Origin of the sequence: Pseudothermotoga lettingae TMO, from assembly GCF_000017865.1 — a bacterium.
Taxonomy (GTDB): Bacteria; Thermotogota; Thermotogae; order Thermotogales; family DSM-5069; genus Pseudothermotoga_B; species Pseudothermotoga_B elfii.
The window spans coordinates 1,488,360-1,502,650 of record NC_009828.1 but is presented as its reverse complement, the minus strand read 5'-3'; the positions used below and the strand labels follow the sequence as shown (position 1 = coordinate 1,502,650).

Below are 14,291 nucleotides of genomic sequence, written 5' to 3'. Positions count from 1 at the left end.
AAAGATTATGTTGATATATGTAAACATAAGATTACCAAACAAAAACATAGCGAAACATTTGTCTACAAGCGTATTGGAAATCGTTTTCTTTTAAGTGCTTTTTGTTTGCATTGGATGGCTTATATCTTTATAATAAAGACACGTTTAAAGCGGAGCGATGTTGATGGAAATTGTTCATGTCCCAGTCATGGTAAAAGAAGTGCTGAGTTATTTCAGCAATTTAAGAGGAGTGTTTCTGGATTGTACTGTAGGGGCAGGTGGACATAGCGAGGCGATACTCGAAAACATTAAAGGCAGCGTGGTCATAGGAATTGATGTAGATGAAGAAATCTTAAGTGTGGCGAAGCAGCGATTGAAAAAATACGAAAGCGAAGGCAGAGCGAAGTTACTGAAAGCTACGTATGTGGAGGCGCAAAGAGTTTTAAGCCAGCTTGGAGTAAAGGCAGTTAATGGAATAATAATGGATCTCGGCGTATCCACGCTGCAGCTTATGAAAGGCGAGCGTGGTTTTGCGTTTTCTTCAGATGGCCCATTAGATATGAGAATGGATAAGACGCAGCGTCTTACAGCGTATGATATCGTTAATTTCTGGCAGGAAAACCAGCTACGACGAATATTTTTTGAGTATGGGGAAGAGAAACGGTATGCAGGTCGTATAGCGCGTTTTATTGTCAAAAACAGACCTGTAGAAACAACGGCAAAGCTCGTTGAAGTTATAGCAAGAGCTTTACCTGAAAAAGAAAGAAGATTTCGAAGAAGGCATTTTGCAACCAGAGTTTTTCAGGCGATCAGGATAGCTGTAAACAACGAACTTGAGAATCTAAGAAATTTTTTGGTTCAGGTGCCAGATATTTTAAATCAAAATGGGCGAATAATTGTGATCTCTTTTCATTCACTTGAAGACAGAATAGTGAAGGAAGCTTTCAGATCCATTCAAGAATTAGATGTATTAACAAGAAAGCCTGTAAGACCGAGTTTAGAGGAGGTCAGAGAAAATCCGAAAGCTCGGAGCGCAAAGATGCGTATAGCGGAGCGAAAGTGAGAGGAGGAGGGGGTTTGGCCCTCGCGAGAATTCAAGCGAAGCGGAATTCAAAGGCTATTACGCGCACCTTGGTTCGTGACCTACCAAGATTGTTACTTATTCTGTTCTTTGGAACACTCGTAATCATATTTACAATTCCAGCTATCAGACTGACAAAAGTATCTGCTCAGCTCTCTCTACAAAACAAAGCACTCCAGATGAGAATTTTTGAGCTTGAGAAACAAATCGAGCAGCTTGAAAAAGAGCAATCATTAATTCTCGCCAGACAGGAAATAGTTAGACCAGAGGAGTATGAATAATGTATTCAGGTTGCGCGTGAAATTGATATTTTATGTGGCAGCTATATTTTCAGCGGTGATGGTTGTTTCTTTCCTTCTAAAAGGAAACGCTGCGTATTCGCCGAAGCACTGGATGATTACTTTGCCTGCCACAAGAGGTAAGTTGCTTGATGTCAATGATCGACTTTGTGCTGTCGATGAAGCGTTTTATGTTGCTTATCTGGATGTAAATTATCTTAAGCAGAGATATATTGATAGTATTGACGCGCAGCTTTCTCTACTTGTGAAAAATTTTAACCTGCCTTATTCACCAGCCGAATTGCTAAATGGCAAGACACGTTTTATAAGATTGGATGAATCTCGTGACAGGGAGGCTATAGTCAACAAAATCCCAACTTCGTTGCTTCCATTTATATCGATTGAAATTCAAACCAGAAGACGGCAAATCTCTGATTATGCTCTGGATAAAATTGTTGGCAGAGTAATTGATGGACACGGTACTGGAGGCGTGGAAGAAAAACTTGATAAGATTCTCAAAAAGAGAAAAGATGGAAAATTGCTGCTGAAATACCATGGGTTTGTCAGTTTGTCTCCGAATATAGAACAGATCATAGAACCCGAAGATGGCAGCGATGTTAAATTAAGCATAGATATAGACATTCAAAAAATTTGTTATGAGGAAATTCAGAAAGCCGTTTTGGAAAACAACGCAATTGCGGGCGGAGTTGTTGTAATGGAAACAAATACAGGAAAGATACGGGCTATGGTCACAACGAGAGATTGGAACGACGCAGTTTTGGGTTATTTTGAACCTGGTTCAGCAATTAAGCCTGTGATTTATTCGATTGCTATTGAGAATAACATAGTTGGGCCAGATGATGTTTTTGAATGTAATGGCAGTGTGAAACCAGTTGAAGATCTTGACATAGTGGTGAAGGATCTTGAAGCACATGGACAAGTTGATGTTCAGAAGGCACTTGCTGTATCCTGCAATACTGCGACGATCCTGATAGCTAAGAAGATAAAGGAAAAAATGGGAGAATATGGATATTATAGTTGGTTAAGGCGTTTCGGTTTAGGTGAAAAAACAGGTGTGGAAATAGCCGGGGAAATAGATGGTGTACTTAGAAGGCCTGAACAGTGGTCGAAAATAGATTTTGCAATGATCTCAATAGGTCATGGTATAGGTACACCTCCTCTTCAATTTCTTGCGGCATTTAATGTTATTGCAAACAGAGGAGAGTATGTTTATCCCACTTTGCTTGAAGAAAAGATACCTGAAACCAGAAGAATTGTCAGTGAAAAAACATCTTCTCTGGTCTGTCAAATGCTCAGAAAGGTTGTAGAAGAGGGTACAGGAATAAAAGCACAGGTTCCCGGTGTAAATGTAGCTGGCAAAACTGGTACAGCACAAAAAATAGCGGCCGGGGAGGGAAAATATTTTTCGATTTTCGCAGGGTTTTATCCGTACGAAAATCCAAAGTACACAATACTTGTTTACATAGACGAACCCTCGAATGAGAGATATCTTGCAAGTGAAGTGGCGGCTCCTGTCTTCGCCTCGATCGTTAGAAAAATTATAGATCTTTCAAGGGAAAGGTGGATCAGTTTTCCGAAAGGAATAATGCCAAATTTGAAAGGATTGAGCCTAAGAGATGCGCTCATAATTATGAACGAGCTGGGTGTGAAAAACGTGAGATTTAACGGAACAGGTCTGGTTGCTGATCAATATCCAGAAGCTGGTTCCAGTGATTTAAGAGAAGTTGTCTTGATATTAGAAGAGCCTTGACCGTGATCCCCCGTGATGATATAATTTGACTGGCGTTGGGAGGTCGTCTAATGGTAGGACAGCGGACTCTGGATCCGCCGGTGGAGGTTCGAGTCCTCCCCTCCCAGCCAGGGTCGCAGGCGAAAGCCTGCTTTTTTTTTGATCGTGCAAACATGCTATAATTTTTCTGTACAAAAGCTAAGGAGGTCAACGAAATGGAGCGAGTAGTTAAAACAGAGGATAAAAACATGGTTGTATGTGAATACACATTCACAAAAGATGAGATCGAAGAAGCTGAGGAAGTTGCATTAAGACAGGTAGTTAACAGAGTGGAAATACCCGGATTTAGAAAAGGGAGGGCTCCAAAGCAAATTGTAAGATCAAGATACCCGGAAACTGTAAAATCTGAAATGATTGACTTTTTCTGGCAAAAAATTGTAAAACAAATAGATGAACAGGAAAACATGCTTTTACCTCCTATCCTGGTCGATTTCGAGTTATCCAATAACAGAGCAAGAATGACAATAGAGGTTCACAGATTGCCAGATGTTGAGATCAAACCATTCGAGGATTTTGAGTTGAAGAAAGTTGACAAACCTTCTGTCATGAAAGACTATATTGAGAGAAAGTTGAAAGAGCTTCAGCAAACACACGCGATACTTGAACCAAAAGAAGGACCTGCGGAATACGACGATATGGTAAGAGTAAAAATGACTATTACGACAGATGGCAAAGTAATAATGAATCAGAAGGTAAGTGAATACGTCCTTTACAAAGAGGACGACAGACCTGTAGTCAGTGAGATAGTAGGCAAGAAGTCTGGCGATGTGGTTGAATTTGACAGAGATTTCGGAGAGGGAAAGGTATACCATTACAAAATAGAAATAGAGCAGGTAAATAAGAGGCGATTGATTGATATTTCAGACGAACTTGCAAAAACGGTAAGCGCCGAATATGAAACACTTGAGCAGTTGAAAGATGCCATAGAAAGAGAAGGAAACGAACTGTACGAGAAAGAGATGGATGAATTTTTGAAAACACAGGCTCTGGATTCACTGGTTAAAACTTCACAGCTTTTGGTATCTGAAAGGACGCTGTCGCAGTTAGTAGAAACGGTCTTTGATAAGATCAGGCGCGACAGAGAAGAGTATGAGAAATTACTGAAAGATCATGACAATAATCCGGAAAAACTGAGAGAGGCACTTAAGAACTACTATATAACAGATATGAAAGAAACCTATTCTATTCGGAAAGTTGCCCGGGAAAATAACCTGGATGTGTCGGAAGATGAGGTTCAAAATGAAGCAGAAAATCTGGCAATTGCCTGGGGAATATCGGTTGAAAGAGCGAAAAGTATTCTGAAGTCAAGAAACGATATCTTTGAGGATGTTCGCTGGGAATTGTTGAAAAGAAAAGTTGCCGAACTTATTGTTCAGCGCGCAAAGATAGTTGATGTTAAGCCGGAAGAACTTCAGAATGAGGGCAAGGAGGCTCAAAAAAATGAAGATAACTGACCAATTAATACCGACTGTTATTGAATCTACAGGAAGATATGAGCGGGCTTATGATATCTATTCCCGCCTTCTAAAAGATCGTATAGTATTTCTTGGTTACGCTATAGACGATCATGTGGCAAACCTCGTTGTTGCGCAACTTCTGTTCCTTGAGGCTGAGGATCCAGATAAGGATATTCAGCTTTATATAAACAGTCCCGGTGGGTCTGTAACAGCTGGCCTGGCCATATACGATACTATGCAGTACATAAAGAGTGATGTTGTGACTATATGTGTAGGACAGGCTGCTTCGATGGCGGCGGTTCTTCTTGCAAGCGGTACAAAGGGCAAACGATTTGCCCTACCCAACGCCAGGATAATGCTTCATCAACCACTTGGAGGAGCAGAGGGACCTGTGAAAGATGTCGAGATAATCACAAAAGAGCTGCTGAGGATTAAAAATCTCATTAACACAATACTGAGCGAGAAGACGGGACAGCCCCTGGATAGGATAGAAAAAGACACTGATCGAGATTTCTTTATGAGTGCTTATGAAGCTCTCGATTACGGGCTGGTGGATAAAGTAATAGAATCAAAAAGAAGGTGAGATTAATTGAAGCTCACCCCGATGATGCAACAGTACATGGATATAAAATCAAAGTATAAAGATGCTATTCTTCTCTTTCGCCTCGGAGATTTTTACGAGGCTTTTTTTGAAGACGCTGAGATTGTTTCTAAAACTCTGGATCTTGTCCTGACTCACAGGCAGGATGCTCCCATGGCTGGTGTACCTTATCATGCTTTGAACACATATTTGAAAAAACTTGTCCAATTCGGGTACAAAGTAGCAATATGTGATCAGGTGGAAGATCCTTCTACAGCTAAGGGTCTTGTAAAAAGAGAAGTAACCCGCATTGTCACGCCAGGTACAGTTTTAGAGGATGATCTACTTGATCAAAATTCCAATAATTACCTTGTTGCCATATGCAGGAAAAGCGAATACTCGGTCGCAGGTGTAGATATTTCAACAGGTGAGAGTTTTGTGGTGTCTTTCAAAGATTTTCAATCTATGATTGATTTTCTTGGGTCAGTGAAAGTATCTCAGGTACTTTGCGAACCAGATTTAAGGCAAGATCTTGAGAAAAATCTGGCTGATATAATGATAGAATCGCTTGCTGATTGGCATCTGGACGATGCTTTACTCGAAAAAGATATTGCAGAAGTATTCAAGGTTTCTGACATAGACCACCTCGAGCTTGGAAGTAATCTAAAAGTTTTTGGAGCGCTTGTAAGGTATTTAAGATACACATTAATGTCGCCATGCACACTTGTTAAGCCACCGAGGATTATCAGAGATCAGATGTATGTTTTTCTCGATCCTGCAACAATAGAGCATCTTAGCCTGGTTGGCGGAGAAAAAGGAAAAAATTTATTCGATGTTTTGAACCACACTAAAACATCGATGGGGTCCAGGTTGTTAAAAAATTGGATTCTCCAACCACTCAGAGATCTTTATGAGATAAATAAAAGACTTGACAAAGTGCAGGCATTTGTAGAAGATTCGATTCTTCTCAATGAAATTAGAGAGTATTTGCAAGCCGTGAGAGATATTCAGAGAATTGCAAATAGAATCAACTACGGAAAAGCCTCAGTGAAAGACCTCGTTGCTCTCCGATCAACACTTCAGGTATGTCCGTATATAAAAGAAGTTCTTTTAACAAATGAAGCGTTTCCTGAGGCGGCTATGGTTGACTGCTTGCATGATATTTGCGAAATTCTCAATGATGCGATAAAAGAAGAACCATCATCTGTTATAGGTGAAGGAAAAGTTATCAAAGAAGGTTATGATGAACAGCTTGATCAGTTGAGAGAACTTGTCTATCATTCTCAAGAATTCTTGAACAATTTTGAACAACGTGAAAGAGATCGAACTGGTATACCCAATTTGAGAGTTGGGTATAATTCAGTATTCGGCTATTATATTGAAATAACCAAATCACATTTATCAAAAATTCCACCCAATTATGTTAGAAAACAAACACTCGTCAACGCAGAGAGGTTCATAACAGATGAACTGAAAGAATTCGAGCAGAAGATGTTGACTGCTAAAGAAAATCTTGAAAGGCGCGAGAAAGAGATTTATGATGAGATATGCGCATCACTTTCTTCAAAAGTTGGCTTGATTATAGAATTGGCTGAATTTCTTGCACAGATAGATGTTCTCTCCACACTTGCATATGTTGCTATTCGCTATGGCTACACCAAACCGAGTTTCAGTAATGATGGAAAACTCCTGCTGAGAAATTCAAGGCACCCGGTTGTTGAAAGACTTGTGGATACCTTTGTACCAAATGATCTGGAAATGGATCGTACAAAGAATTTTATTATTTTGACTGGCCCAAATATGAGCGGCAAATCAACTTTTATAAGGCAGGTAGCGCTGGTTTCTATTATGGCGCAGATGGGCAGTTTTGTACCGGCAGATGAAGCGATATTACCTGTTTTCGACAGGATTTTTGCAAAAATGGGTATTCGAGACGATATAGCATCTGGTAAGAGTACGTTTTTAATAGAGATGAATGAGGTTGCCAAGATAGTTTATCAAGCAACAGAAAATAGTCTTATTTTGCTTGATGAAGTTGGAAGAGGTACCAGTACTTTCGATGGAATAAGTATAGCCTGGGCTGTATCGGAATATTTACAAAATCAGATAAGCTGTAAATGCATATTTGCGACTCATTTTACTGAACTCACAGAACTTGCAAAAATGTACGACGGCATAGTTAATAAGACTGTTCAGGTAATTGAAGAAAAAAATCAGGTGATTTTTTTGCACAGGGTTGTTGATGGAATAGCTGATAGAAGTTATGGAATTGAAGTAGCCGGCATCGCCGGATTGCCGGGTGAGATCATTCAACGGGCTCGAGAAGTACTTGATGTTATAGCCAATAAGAGCGAACTTGAGGACAAATTAAGAGTTATCAGCAGTGAAAAATTGAAAAAACTCAAAAAAAAGAAGGTGCATCCGAATCAAGCCCAACTGTGGTGATTTTCCAGTATTGCACACAACTCATTTGAATGCCGATGCCGATGGTTTTGCAAGTGTTTACTGGGGATATAGAATCATAGGTGGATATTTGTTTGTTCATCAGCCGGATGTAACGGTTTTGAATCTCATGAGAAAATTGAAAGTAGAAAACAGTATATTTCCAGAAAAAATCCACGCCTTTTATATTTACGACACATCTGAACCAGAAAAAATCCCATTCAGAGTTTACAACTATGCTGTTTTTGACCATCACGCAAATCCTGATTCTCAGTTCCTCAAGAAGGCTTTTATGAAATATGTAAGAATTAGAACAGCTAATGTTATGAACCTCTATGATTTGAGTGATGGAATAGATCTTGAGGAAGACATACTTTTTGCTTTTGCCGTAGCACTTGTTACTGATACTGGATTTCTAAAAGCAGCCAAAGGTGAAGAACTTGAATATCTTGCAAAGTTTCTCTGTGATCGCCCGCTCGATGAAGTTTTCGAAGTGGTTCTTTCTGGAAAAGTGAAAGATTACCAGAAATTTATCAAACATATCTCAAATATAGAAATAGTTAAAGATAAACTCACCTTAGCTATTGCAGAATGTGATGATGACGATGAGTTTCTCTGTGTGGTTGATTTGCTCATGTATCCATTAAATCTTTCAGTAGTAATAGGAAGGCTTCCATGGGGCAGCTGGGTGTACTGCAGAAAACCTCTTGTTCAGAGGGTTTATCAAACATTACTTAGAGAATTTCACAATCGAGATGCTGGAAGACTTTACGGTTTTTACGATGTAGATTTTTTAGTAAAAAAACTGCTGACGGAGTTTTAGAGAAAAAGGACACCATCTCGAGCAATCGAGAGAAAAAAAGCGAAATTGTCGGTTTTCTTCCTTCCATGATTTTTTATTGGGATTAGACGTTAGAAATAACTGAAAATTATTCTTGCATTTTAATGACATAAATGTTATATAATTAATATCATCATACGTATTACGTAATATGTTTTGGGAGGGAATTTAATGGCACATTTTAGAAAATCCCTGTATAGAGAGGTCCTTGATAAACTGAGAGCAGAGATAATCGAGCTTCCTGAGGGCACAAAGCTTCCACCTATAGATGAATTATGTGAAAAACTGCGTGTTAGCAGAACAATTGTGAGGGAAGTACTGGTTGCCCTTGAAAGAGAAGGGTTGATTGTGAGAAAACAGGGTTTAGGAACTTTTGTTATAAAAAATGAAGCCTTTGTTCATACAGGCATTGAATATTTAAGAGGACTTTTCAACATAATTTCTTCTTCAGGAAGAGCTCCTTCTTTCCTTATGAACGAGTGTGAAAAATTATTCGCAAATAGAGAAATTGCTAAACATCTTAATCTTGAACTCAATGCTCAAATTGCTGTAGCAAAACAATTGTATGCGGCTGATGGCATTCCAGTACTTTATGCGGAAACTTTTGTGGCAATTTCAAGGTTACCAGGATATTTCGAAAAATTCGCAGGCATTTTTCACGCAAATTCAGAAAAAATTTTGTTCGATATTCTGGAAAAGGAATATGGGGTGTCAATAAAATACGCAGTTGCTGAGATCAAGACGTTTTTAAGTAATAAAAAACTATCAAAGCTTTTAGAAATACCTGAGGGTACTCCTCTTGTTTTTCTATCTCAAATTCATTTCGACGGTGATGGAATTCCATGGATGTATTCAGAAGATTATGTAAATACCAGTATATTTACCCTGAAACTTGTAAGAAAAAGAATATAGGAGCGAGGGGGAATGATAGTGTTTTCGTATCAGATCGATTTTCGGCTGCCGACGGGTCTTGAAGGTAGGAAACAGTATCATATTCAATGCAGTGCAGGCGATATAGCTCCTGTGGTGCTTGTGCCAGGCGATCAGAATAGGGTTAGCAAGATAATCAAGCATATGGAAAAAGCTCGTAAAGTAGCAGAAAATAGAGGGTTTATCACTTATACAGGAACGTATAAAGGATTCACTTTAAGTGTCACTTCAACCGGTATGGGCGGACCGTCTGCCAGCATAGTTTATGAAGAATTAATAAACGTGGGTGCAAGAATTTTGATAAGGGTAGGGAGCGTTGCAGGACTTCAGAAAGATATTAACGAAGGTGACATAGTTGTTCCGTACGCCTGCGTTAGAGATGATGGTGTTACCAATTACTACATCTCTGAAAATTTTCCTGCCGTTGTTTCGCCCCCAGTTTATTGGGAACTGATGAATGCAGCCGAGCAAATGGGGGTCAAAGTAAAAACAGGTATACACTGGACACATTCATATTTTTACAGTAGATCAGCTGAATATTTTCAACGATGGCATCGAGTGGGAATCATTTCAATGGACATGGAAGCGTCTGCTTTGTTTGTTATTGCACACTTAAGAAATGTAATGGCTGGTTTTGTTGGTGTTTGCTATGCTAACAGATTTCTACAAACAGAAAATGGTGTGGTCGATCTTTCGGTTCCAGATATCAACCGTTCACATATACAGAACTCTGAAGAAAAGGCAATAATTATGACATTGAACGCGGCGATTAATCTTTACAGGCAGCTTGATAAAAGTTAAGAGAGTTGAGAGGAGGGGATTGGTTATGAAAACTTTTAGCTTTGTTTTTGCAGTATTTGTACTCATTGTATCCGGGACTTTGTTATCAGCAGACCTGAGATTAGTAAGCGAGGTTGGTATTCACACAGAAGCATGGAAAGCTTTAATCAAAGATTTTACAGATCAGACAGATATTAATATCGAAGTTGAGCAGATTCCATATGCACAATATTTTAACCAATTACTTTTAAGCTACACTTCTGGACGTGGTGATTACGATGTGCCCTATATTTCACTGTTGTGGTACCCAGCTCTCGCAAAAGCTGGTTATATTTCCCCCATATCGGATATACCAGGTTCAAATCAATTAAATTTCGATGACATCCCAGGAATATCAAATGCTGTGATTGACGGTAAAGTATATCTGGTACCGTTTTATCAAGAACTTGGTGGTATAGTTTATCGAACAGATCTTTTCAATAATCCAGAAGAACGGAAGAAGTTCAAAGAACAATTTGGTTATGAACTTCAACCCCCTGAGACTTTGAAGCAATATCTGGACGTTGCAAAGTTTTTTTATAGGCCACCTGATTTATATGGAGTTACCTTGATGGGGCAGAGGAGCATACATCTTGTTACTCACTTCATGCAGAGACTCTGGGCAATGGGAGGACAACTTTTTGATTCAGACATGAAGCCTGTTTTTAATTCAGATGTAGGAATAGCAGCTCTCGAAAATATGAAGGAATTTTTCAAATATGCGAGCCCTTCATCAAAAAATTACGTTTTTCAGGATGCATTGAGTGAATTTGAAAACGGAAAGAGCGCAATGGCGGAAATCTGGACAACAGCTCTTTTCTACGCAAATAATCCTGATATTTCCAAAGTTGCTGGTAAAGTGTCATTTGCGGGTTTTCCGAGAGATGAAAAACTACTTGGCGCGAAATTGCCAATGTTGTATATTACCTGGGGATTTGCTATAAGTTCTTCTGTTAAAGACAAAGAAAAGGCCCTCGAATGGATTAAGTTTGCTACTAAACCAGAAAACGAGATCAAGGTTTCACAAATTGGATGTATACCAGCACGTCTATCTGCATTGGATGATTCGAGGCTGATCGAAAAACTTCCATGGCTATCTATGTTCAAAGAAGCAATAGAAAACTGTATACCAACACCTTTGTATCCATTAATACCCGAGGGGCAGCAAATACTTTCTGACTACTTAGCACCGAATATTAGTGATTATCTATCCGGTGTTAAAACGGCTAAACAAGCACTGGATGACGCTGCAAATGGTGTATACAAGCTTTTAGAAGAACAAGGTTATTACAAAGGCAAGTGAAATGACCCTGGTGGAGAGTATCTTCTCTCTCCACCATATTTATTATTTGAACTTTGCCTGGGGGTGTTTGCTAAGAATGAAGAGGCAGGCAGTGTATTTTTATCTCCTTCCATCATTGTTGTTCGTAATAATAATATTTCTAATTCCCTTGATATATGCTACTTTCACGTCGTTTACCAAATGGTCATTATTAAGGCCTGATTTAGGAATCAGATTTATTGGATTGCGTAACTATGTCAATCTTTTCACCGACTCTTTCACCTGGTATTCTCTGAAGGTGACGCTTCTTTTTGTTGCTGGTGCAGTATCAATAGAAATAGTCCTGGGACTGGCTTTTGCACTGGCATTGAACACAGAATTTTTTGGGTGGAAAATTGTTCAATCACTCTACCTCGTGCCATTCATAATAGCTCCAGTTGTGGTTGGTTTTATATGGAAATTCATATTAGACAACAATTTTGGGTTAGTTCCTTATATTATTAAATTCATGGGGTTAGGAAAAACAGTGGAACACTTTCCATTGCTGGCCAATCCGAAAACAGCTTTGCTAATGCTTATAATAGCGGATATCTGGGAATTCACGCCTGTCGTCATGCTCATTCTCTTAGCGGGCCTTAAATCTCTGCCGTCAGAACCCTATGAAGCTGCAACCATTGATGGTGCAACACCCTTTAAAAAATTTATTTATATTACAGTACCCCTTTTAAGACCATCTATATTAGTGGCTGCTGTTTTGAGAACCCTTACTTGTCTTCAAGTTTTTGATTTGATCTATATAATGACTGGTGGCGGACCTGGGAGGTTGACTGAAACTTTATCGTTTTTTGCTTACAGTCAAGCTTTTATTTCTTATGACGTGGGGTTATCCTCAGCAGCAAATATGTTCATTCTATTCATCGCGATGATTTTTACGATCATCTATATGCGAGTCATTGGAGTTGAAGTTGAATGAGAAAAATCCCATTAAGATTCAAAATAGCCACTGCTATTGTAGTGTTGATTGGTTTGATATGGACTATGACGCCCATTTTGTGGATCGTTATGACCTCTTTTAAAGAAAGGGCCGAGCAGATGAATATACCGCCAACTTTATTTCCAAAAAGATGGACTGTTCAAAATTATGCAGAATTCTTTAAAAGAGCGGATTTTATTAGATCATTTTCTAACAGTATTCTTGTGACAGTATCATCAACGGCTATCTCATTAATAATGGCTTTACCGGGAGCATACGCTCTTGCAAGATTTAAATTTAAATTTAGAAATCTCTTTGCCTTTCTCATTTTACTTGCAAGAATGACACCCCCTATAGTTATGGTGGTTCCGTTTTTCTTAATTGCCAGATTTTTGGAATTGAATAGAACATATTTTCCAATCATTATAGCTTCATCTTTTCTGAGCGTACCATTTGCTTTGTGGATGATGAGAGGATTTTTTGCTGAGGTCCCAGGATCATTGGAAGAAGCTGCTTTAATTGACGGATGTACTCGTTCACAGGCTATCAGAAAAGTTATTCTTCCAGTAATAGCGCCTGGTCTTGCTGCTACATCAATTCTCTCTGCTCTAATTGCTTGGAATCAATTTATGTTTGCTGTTGTTCTGACAAATTCTTCCACAAGGACTCTCCCGGTGCTTGTCAACATGTTTGTATCAGAGAGAAATATCGATTGGGGGGCAATGAGCGCTGCTGCAGTGATTACCGCATTGCCAATGATTATCTTTGCTCTGCTCGTGCAAAATAATCTGGTTCGTGGGCTGGCAGCGGGGAGCGTTAAAGGATAAGTTACAATTAGCCATATGAAGCATATAGTGCACGATCGTGCACCTTGATCTATTTTCTGTCTTTGATAGTTGAGGGAATTCGAAAACATGCAGATAAGAATTGTGGACAAAAGATAGCTACAAGAAATTTGGAAAAGCAAAAGGGTAGGATATTTGCCCACCCTTTGCATAAGCCTCAAGTCCTTGCGCGCAGCGATTTCACCTTGTCCATGAGTTCCTTTACCCTGTTTTCGTCCACGTGATTTTCAAATCTCTTGTCGTATTTGAACGCTGTACCAACAATTGCACCATCTGCGACTCTTATTATCTCTTCGACGTTTTCGATGCAAACACCCGTATTCGCAAAAATAATCACATCAGGTAACACTTCCTTTATCTTCTGCAACGTACTGGTGTTTGCCGGTACCCCTGCCGTTAACCCAGAAACGCATAACGCATCTGGCCGATGGTTGAAGACCGTAGATTTTGCTATTTCTACCGGCTCTCTATCGGCAAGATATCGGGCACTTTCAGGAACTATGTTGAAGAGTAATCTCACCTTTTGTGCTCCTATGGCGCGTCTGTGCCTTGCCACTTCGCCAAAGTTCAGGTTCCACAAGCCGAAATCACTCGCGTACACACCCGAAAAAACCTCTCTGACAAAGTAGGCATCGACTGCAACAGCAAGATCGAGCGTCGCTATGGGATCCCACAATACATCTACTCCAAACGGGACCTTGATATAAGTTCTCAGCTCACCTATGATTCTCGCCATACAAGCCACGGTAACCGTGGGGACTTTCGTGACATATGGCATACTGAATTCGTTTGAGAAAAGTACACCATCAACGCCACCATTCTGCAGTGCCATCAGATCTCTTTTTGCCCATTCGATAACCTGCTTTAAATCTCCGTCACTGTAGTATGGATCTCCTGGTAGTGGGAGTAGGTGACACATGCCTATGAATGGTTTTTTTACTTTGAACATTTCTTCTAACCAATTCTGCACTTTT

Annotated in this window: 13 protein-coding genes and 1 tRNA gene; 13 read left to right on the top strand and 1 reads right to left on the bottom strand. The window is 39.5% G+C overall.

Annotated elements, in window-relative coordinates; all coding sequences use genetic code 11:
* The first annotated feature begins 163 nt into the window (after positions 1–163).
* From rsmH to TLET_RS07300, 13 genes are all read left to right on the top strand, one after another.
* Entirely contained in the window at positions 164–1,042 is an 879-nt protein-coding gene (gene rsmH / locus TLET_RS07360) for a 16S rRNA (cytosine(1402)-N(4))-methyltransferase RsmH (RefSeq protein ID WP_012003468.1), read from the top strand.
* A gap of 14 nt (positions 1,043–1,056) precedes the next feature.
* Positions 1,057–1,341, top strand: a complete 285-nt coding sequence (locus tag TLET_RS07355; protein WP_028843886.1) for a hypothetical protein — start codon at positions 1,057–1,059, stop codon at positions 1,339–1,341.
* Positions 1,342–1,357: 16 nt separating this feature from the next.
* A complete protein-coding gene (locus TLET_RS07350; protein WP_012003466.1) occupies positions 1,358–3,109 on the top strand; it encodes a penicillin-binding protein in 1,752 nt (583 codons plus the stop codon).
* A gap of 36 nt (positions 3,110–3,145) precedes the next feature.
* Positions 3,146–3,219 (top strand) — tRNA-Gln (locus TLET_RS07345).
* 84 nt (positions 3,220–3,303) lie between these two features.
* A complete protein-coding gene (gene tig / locus TLET_RS07340) occupies positions 3,304–4,602 on the top strand; it encodes a trigger factor (RefSeq protein WP_012003465.1) in 1,299 nt (432 codons plus the stop codon).
* Complete coding sequence (gene clpP / locus TLET_RS07335) at positions 4,565–5,188, top strand: ATP-dependent Clp endopeptidase proteolytic subunit ClpP (protein WP_038051571.1); 624 nt, start codon at positions 4,565–4,567, stop codon at positions 5,186–5,188. Before tig ends, clpP begins: the two co-directional genes overlap by 38 nt.
* 21 nt (positions 5,189–5,209) lie before the next feature.
* A complete protein-coding gene (mutS, locus tag TLET_RS07330) occupies positions 5,210–7,630 on the top strand; it encodes a DNA mismatch repair protein MutS (protein ID WP_266105290.1) in 2,421 nt (806 codons plus the stop codon).
* Between the two features lie 10 nt (positions 7,631–7,640).
* Positions 7,641–8,450: a DHH family phosphoesterase gene (locus tag TLET_RS07325; protein ID WP_012003462.1), complete on the top strand. Its 810-nt coding sequence runs from the start codon at positions 7,641–7,643 to the stop codon at positions 8,448–8,450.
* A gap of 189 nt (positions 8,451–8,639) precedes the next feature.
* A complete protein-coding gene (locus tag TLET_RS07320) occupies positions 8,640–9,380 on the top strand; it encodes a GntR family transcriptional regulator (protein ID WP_012003461.1) in 741 nt (246 codons plus the stop codon).
* 12 nt (positions 9,381–9,392) lie between these two features.
* Entirely contained in the window at positions 9,393–10,199 is an 807-nt protein-coding gene (locus TLET_RS07315) for a nucleoside phosphorylase (protein ID WP_012003460.1), read from the top strand.
* Positions 10,200–10,224: 25 nt separating this feature from the next.
* Positions 10,225–11,520, top strand: coding sequence for an ABC transporter substrate-binding protein (locus TLET_RS07310; protein WP_012003459.1), 1,296 nt, complete (start codon positions 10,225–10,227; stop codon positions 11,518–11,520).
* Positions 11,521–11,596: 76 nt separating this feature from the next.
* Positions 11,597–12,472 carry a carbohydrate ABC transporter permease gene (locus TLET_RS07305; protein WP_012003458.1) on the top strand — a complete coding sequence of 292 codons (876 nt, stop codon included), beginning with the start codon at positions 11,597–11,599 and terminating at the stop codon, positions 12,470–12,472.
* Entirely contained in the window at positions 12,469–13,299 is an 831-nt protein-coding gene (locus TLET_RS07300; protein ID WP_012003457.1) for a carbohydrate ABC transporter permease, read from the top strand. Before TLET_RS07305 ends, TLET_RS07300 begins: the two co-directional genes overlap by 4 nt.
* A 175-nt stretch (positions 13,300–13,474) precedes the next feature.
* Here TLET_RS07300 and TLET_RS07295 read toward each other — a convergent pair whose 3' ends face one another.
* Positions 13,475–14,287 carry a BtpA/SgcQ family protein gene (locus TLET_RS07295; protein ID WP_012003456.1) on the bottom strand — a complete coding sequence of 271 codons (813 nt, stop codon included), beginning with the start codon at positions 14,285–14,287 and terminating at the stop codon, positions 13,475–13,477.
* Positions 14,288–14,291: the final 4 nt, after the last annotated feature.

Bases quoted from the DNA above. Each gene is read 5' to 3' on its own strand.
- TLET_RS07315 (WP_012003460.1), top strand. From the start codon at position 9,393: ATGATAGTGTTTTCGTATCAGATCGATTTTCGGCTGCCGACGGGTCTT.
- TLET_RS07320 (WP_012003461.1), top strand. From the start codon at position 8,640: ATGGCACATTTTAGAAAATCCCTGTATAGAGAGGTCCTTGATAAACTG.
- tig (WP_012003465.1), top strand. From the start codon at position 3,304: ATGGAGCGAGTAGTTAAAACAGAGGATAAAAACATGGTTGTATGTGAA.
- TLET_RS07310 (WP_012003459.1), top strand. From the start codon at position 10,225: ATGAAAACTTTTAGCTTTGTTTTTGCAGTATTTGTACTCATTGTATCC.
- clpP (WP_038051571.1), top strand. From the start codon at position 4,565: ATGAGGGCAAGGAGGCTCAAAAAAATGAAGATAACTGACCAATTAATA.
- TLET_RS07300 (WP_012003457.1), top strand. From the start codon at position 12,469: ATGAGAAAAATCCCATTAAGATTCAAAATAGCCACTGCTATTGTAGTG.
- mutS (WP_266105290.1), top strand. From the start codon at position 5,210: ATGATGCAACAGTACATGGATATAAAATCAAAGTATAAAGATGCTATT.
- rsmH (WP_012003468.1), top strand. From the start codon at position 164: ATGGAAATTGTTCATGTCCCAGTCATGGTAAAAGAAGTGCTGAGTTAT.
- TLET_RS07305 (WP_012003458.1), top strand. From the start codon at position 11,597: ATGAAGAGGCAGGCAGTGTATTTTTATCTCCTTCCATCATTGTTGTTC.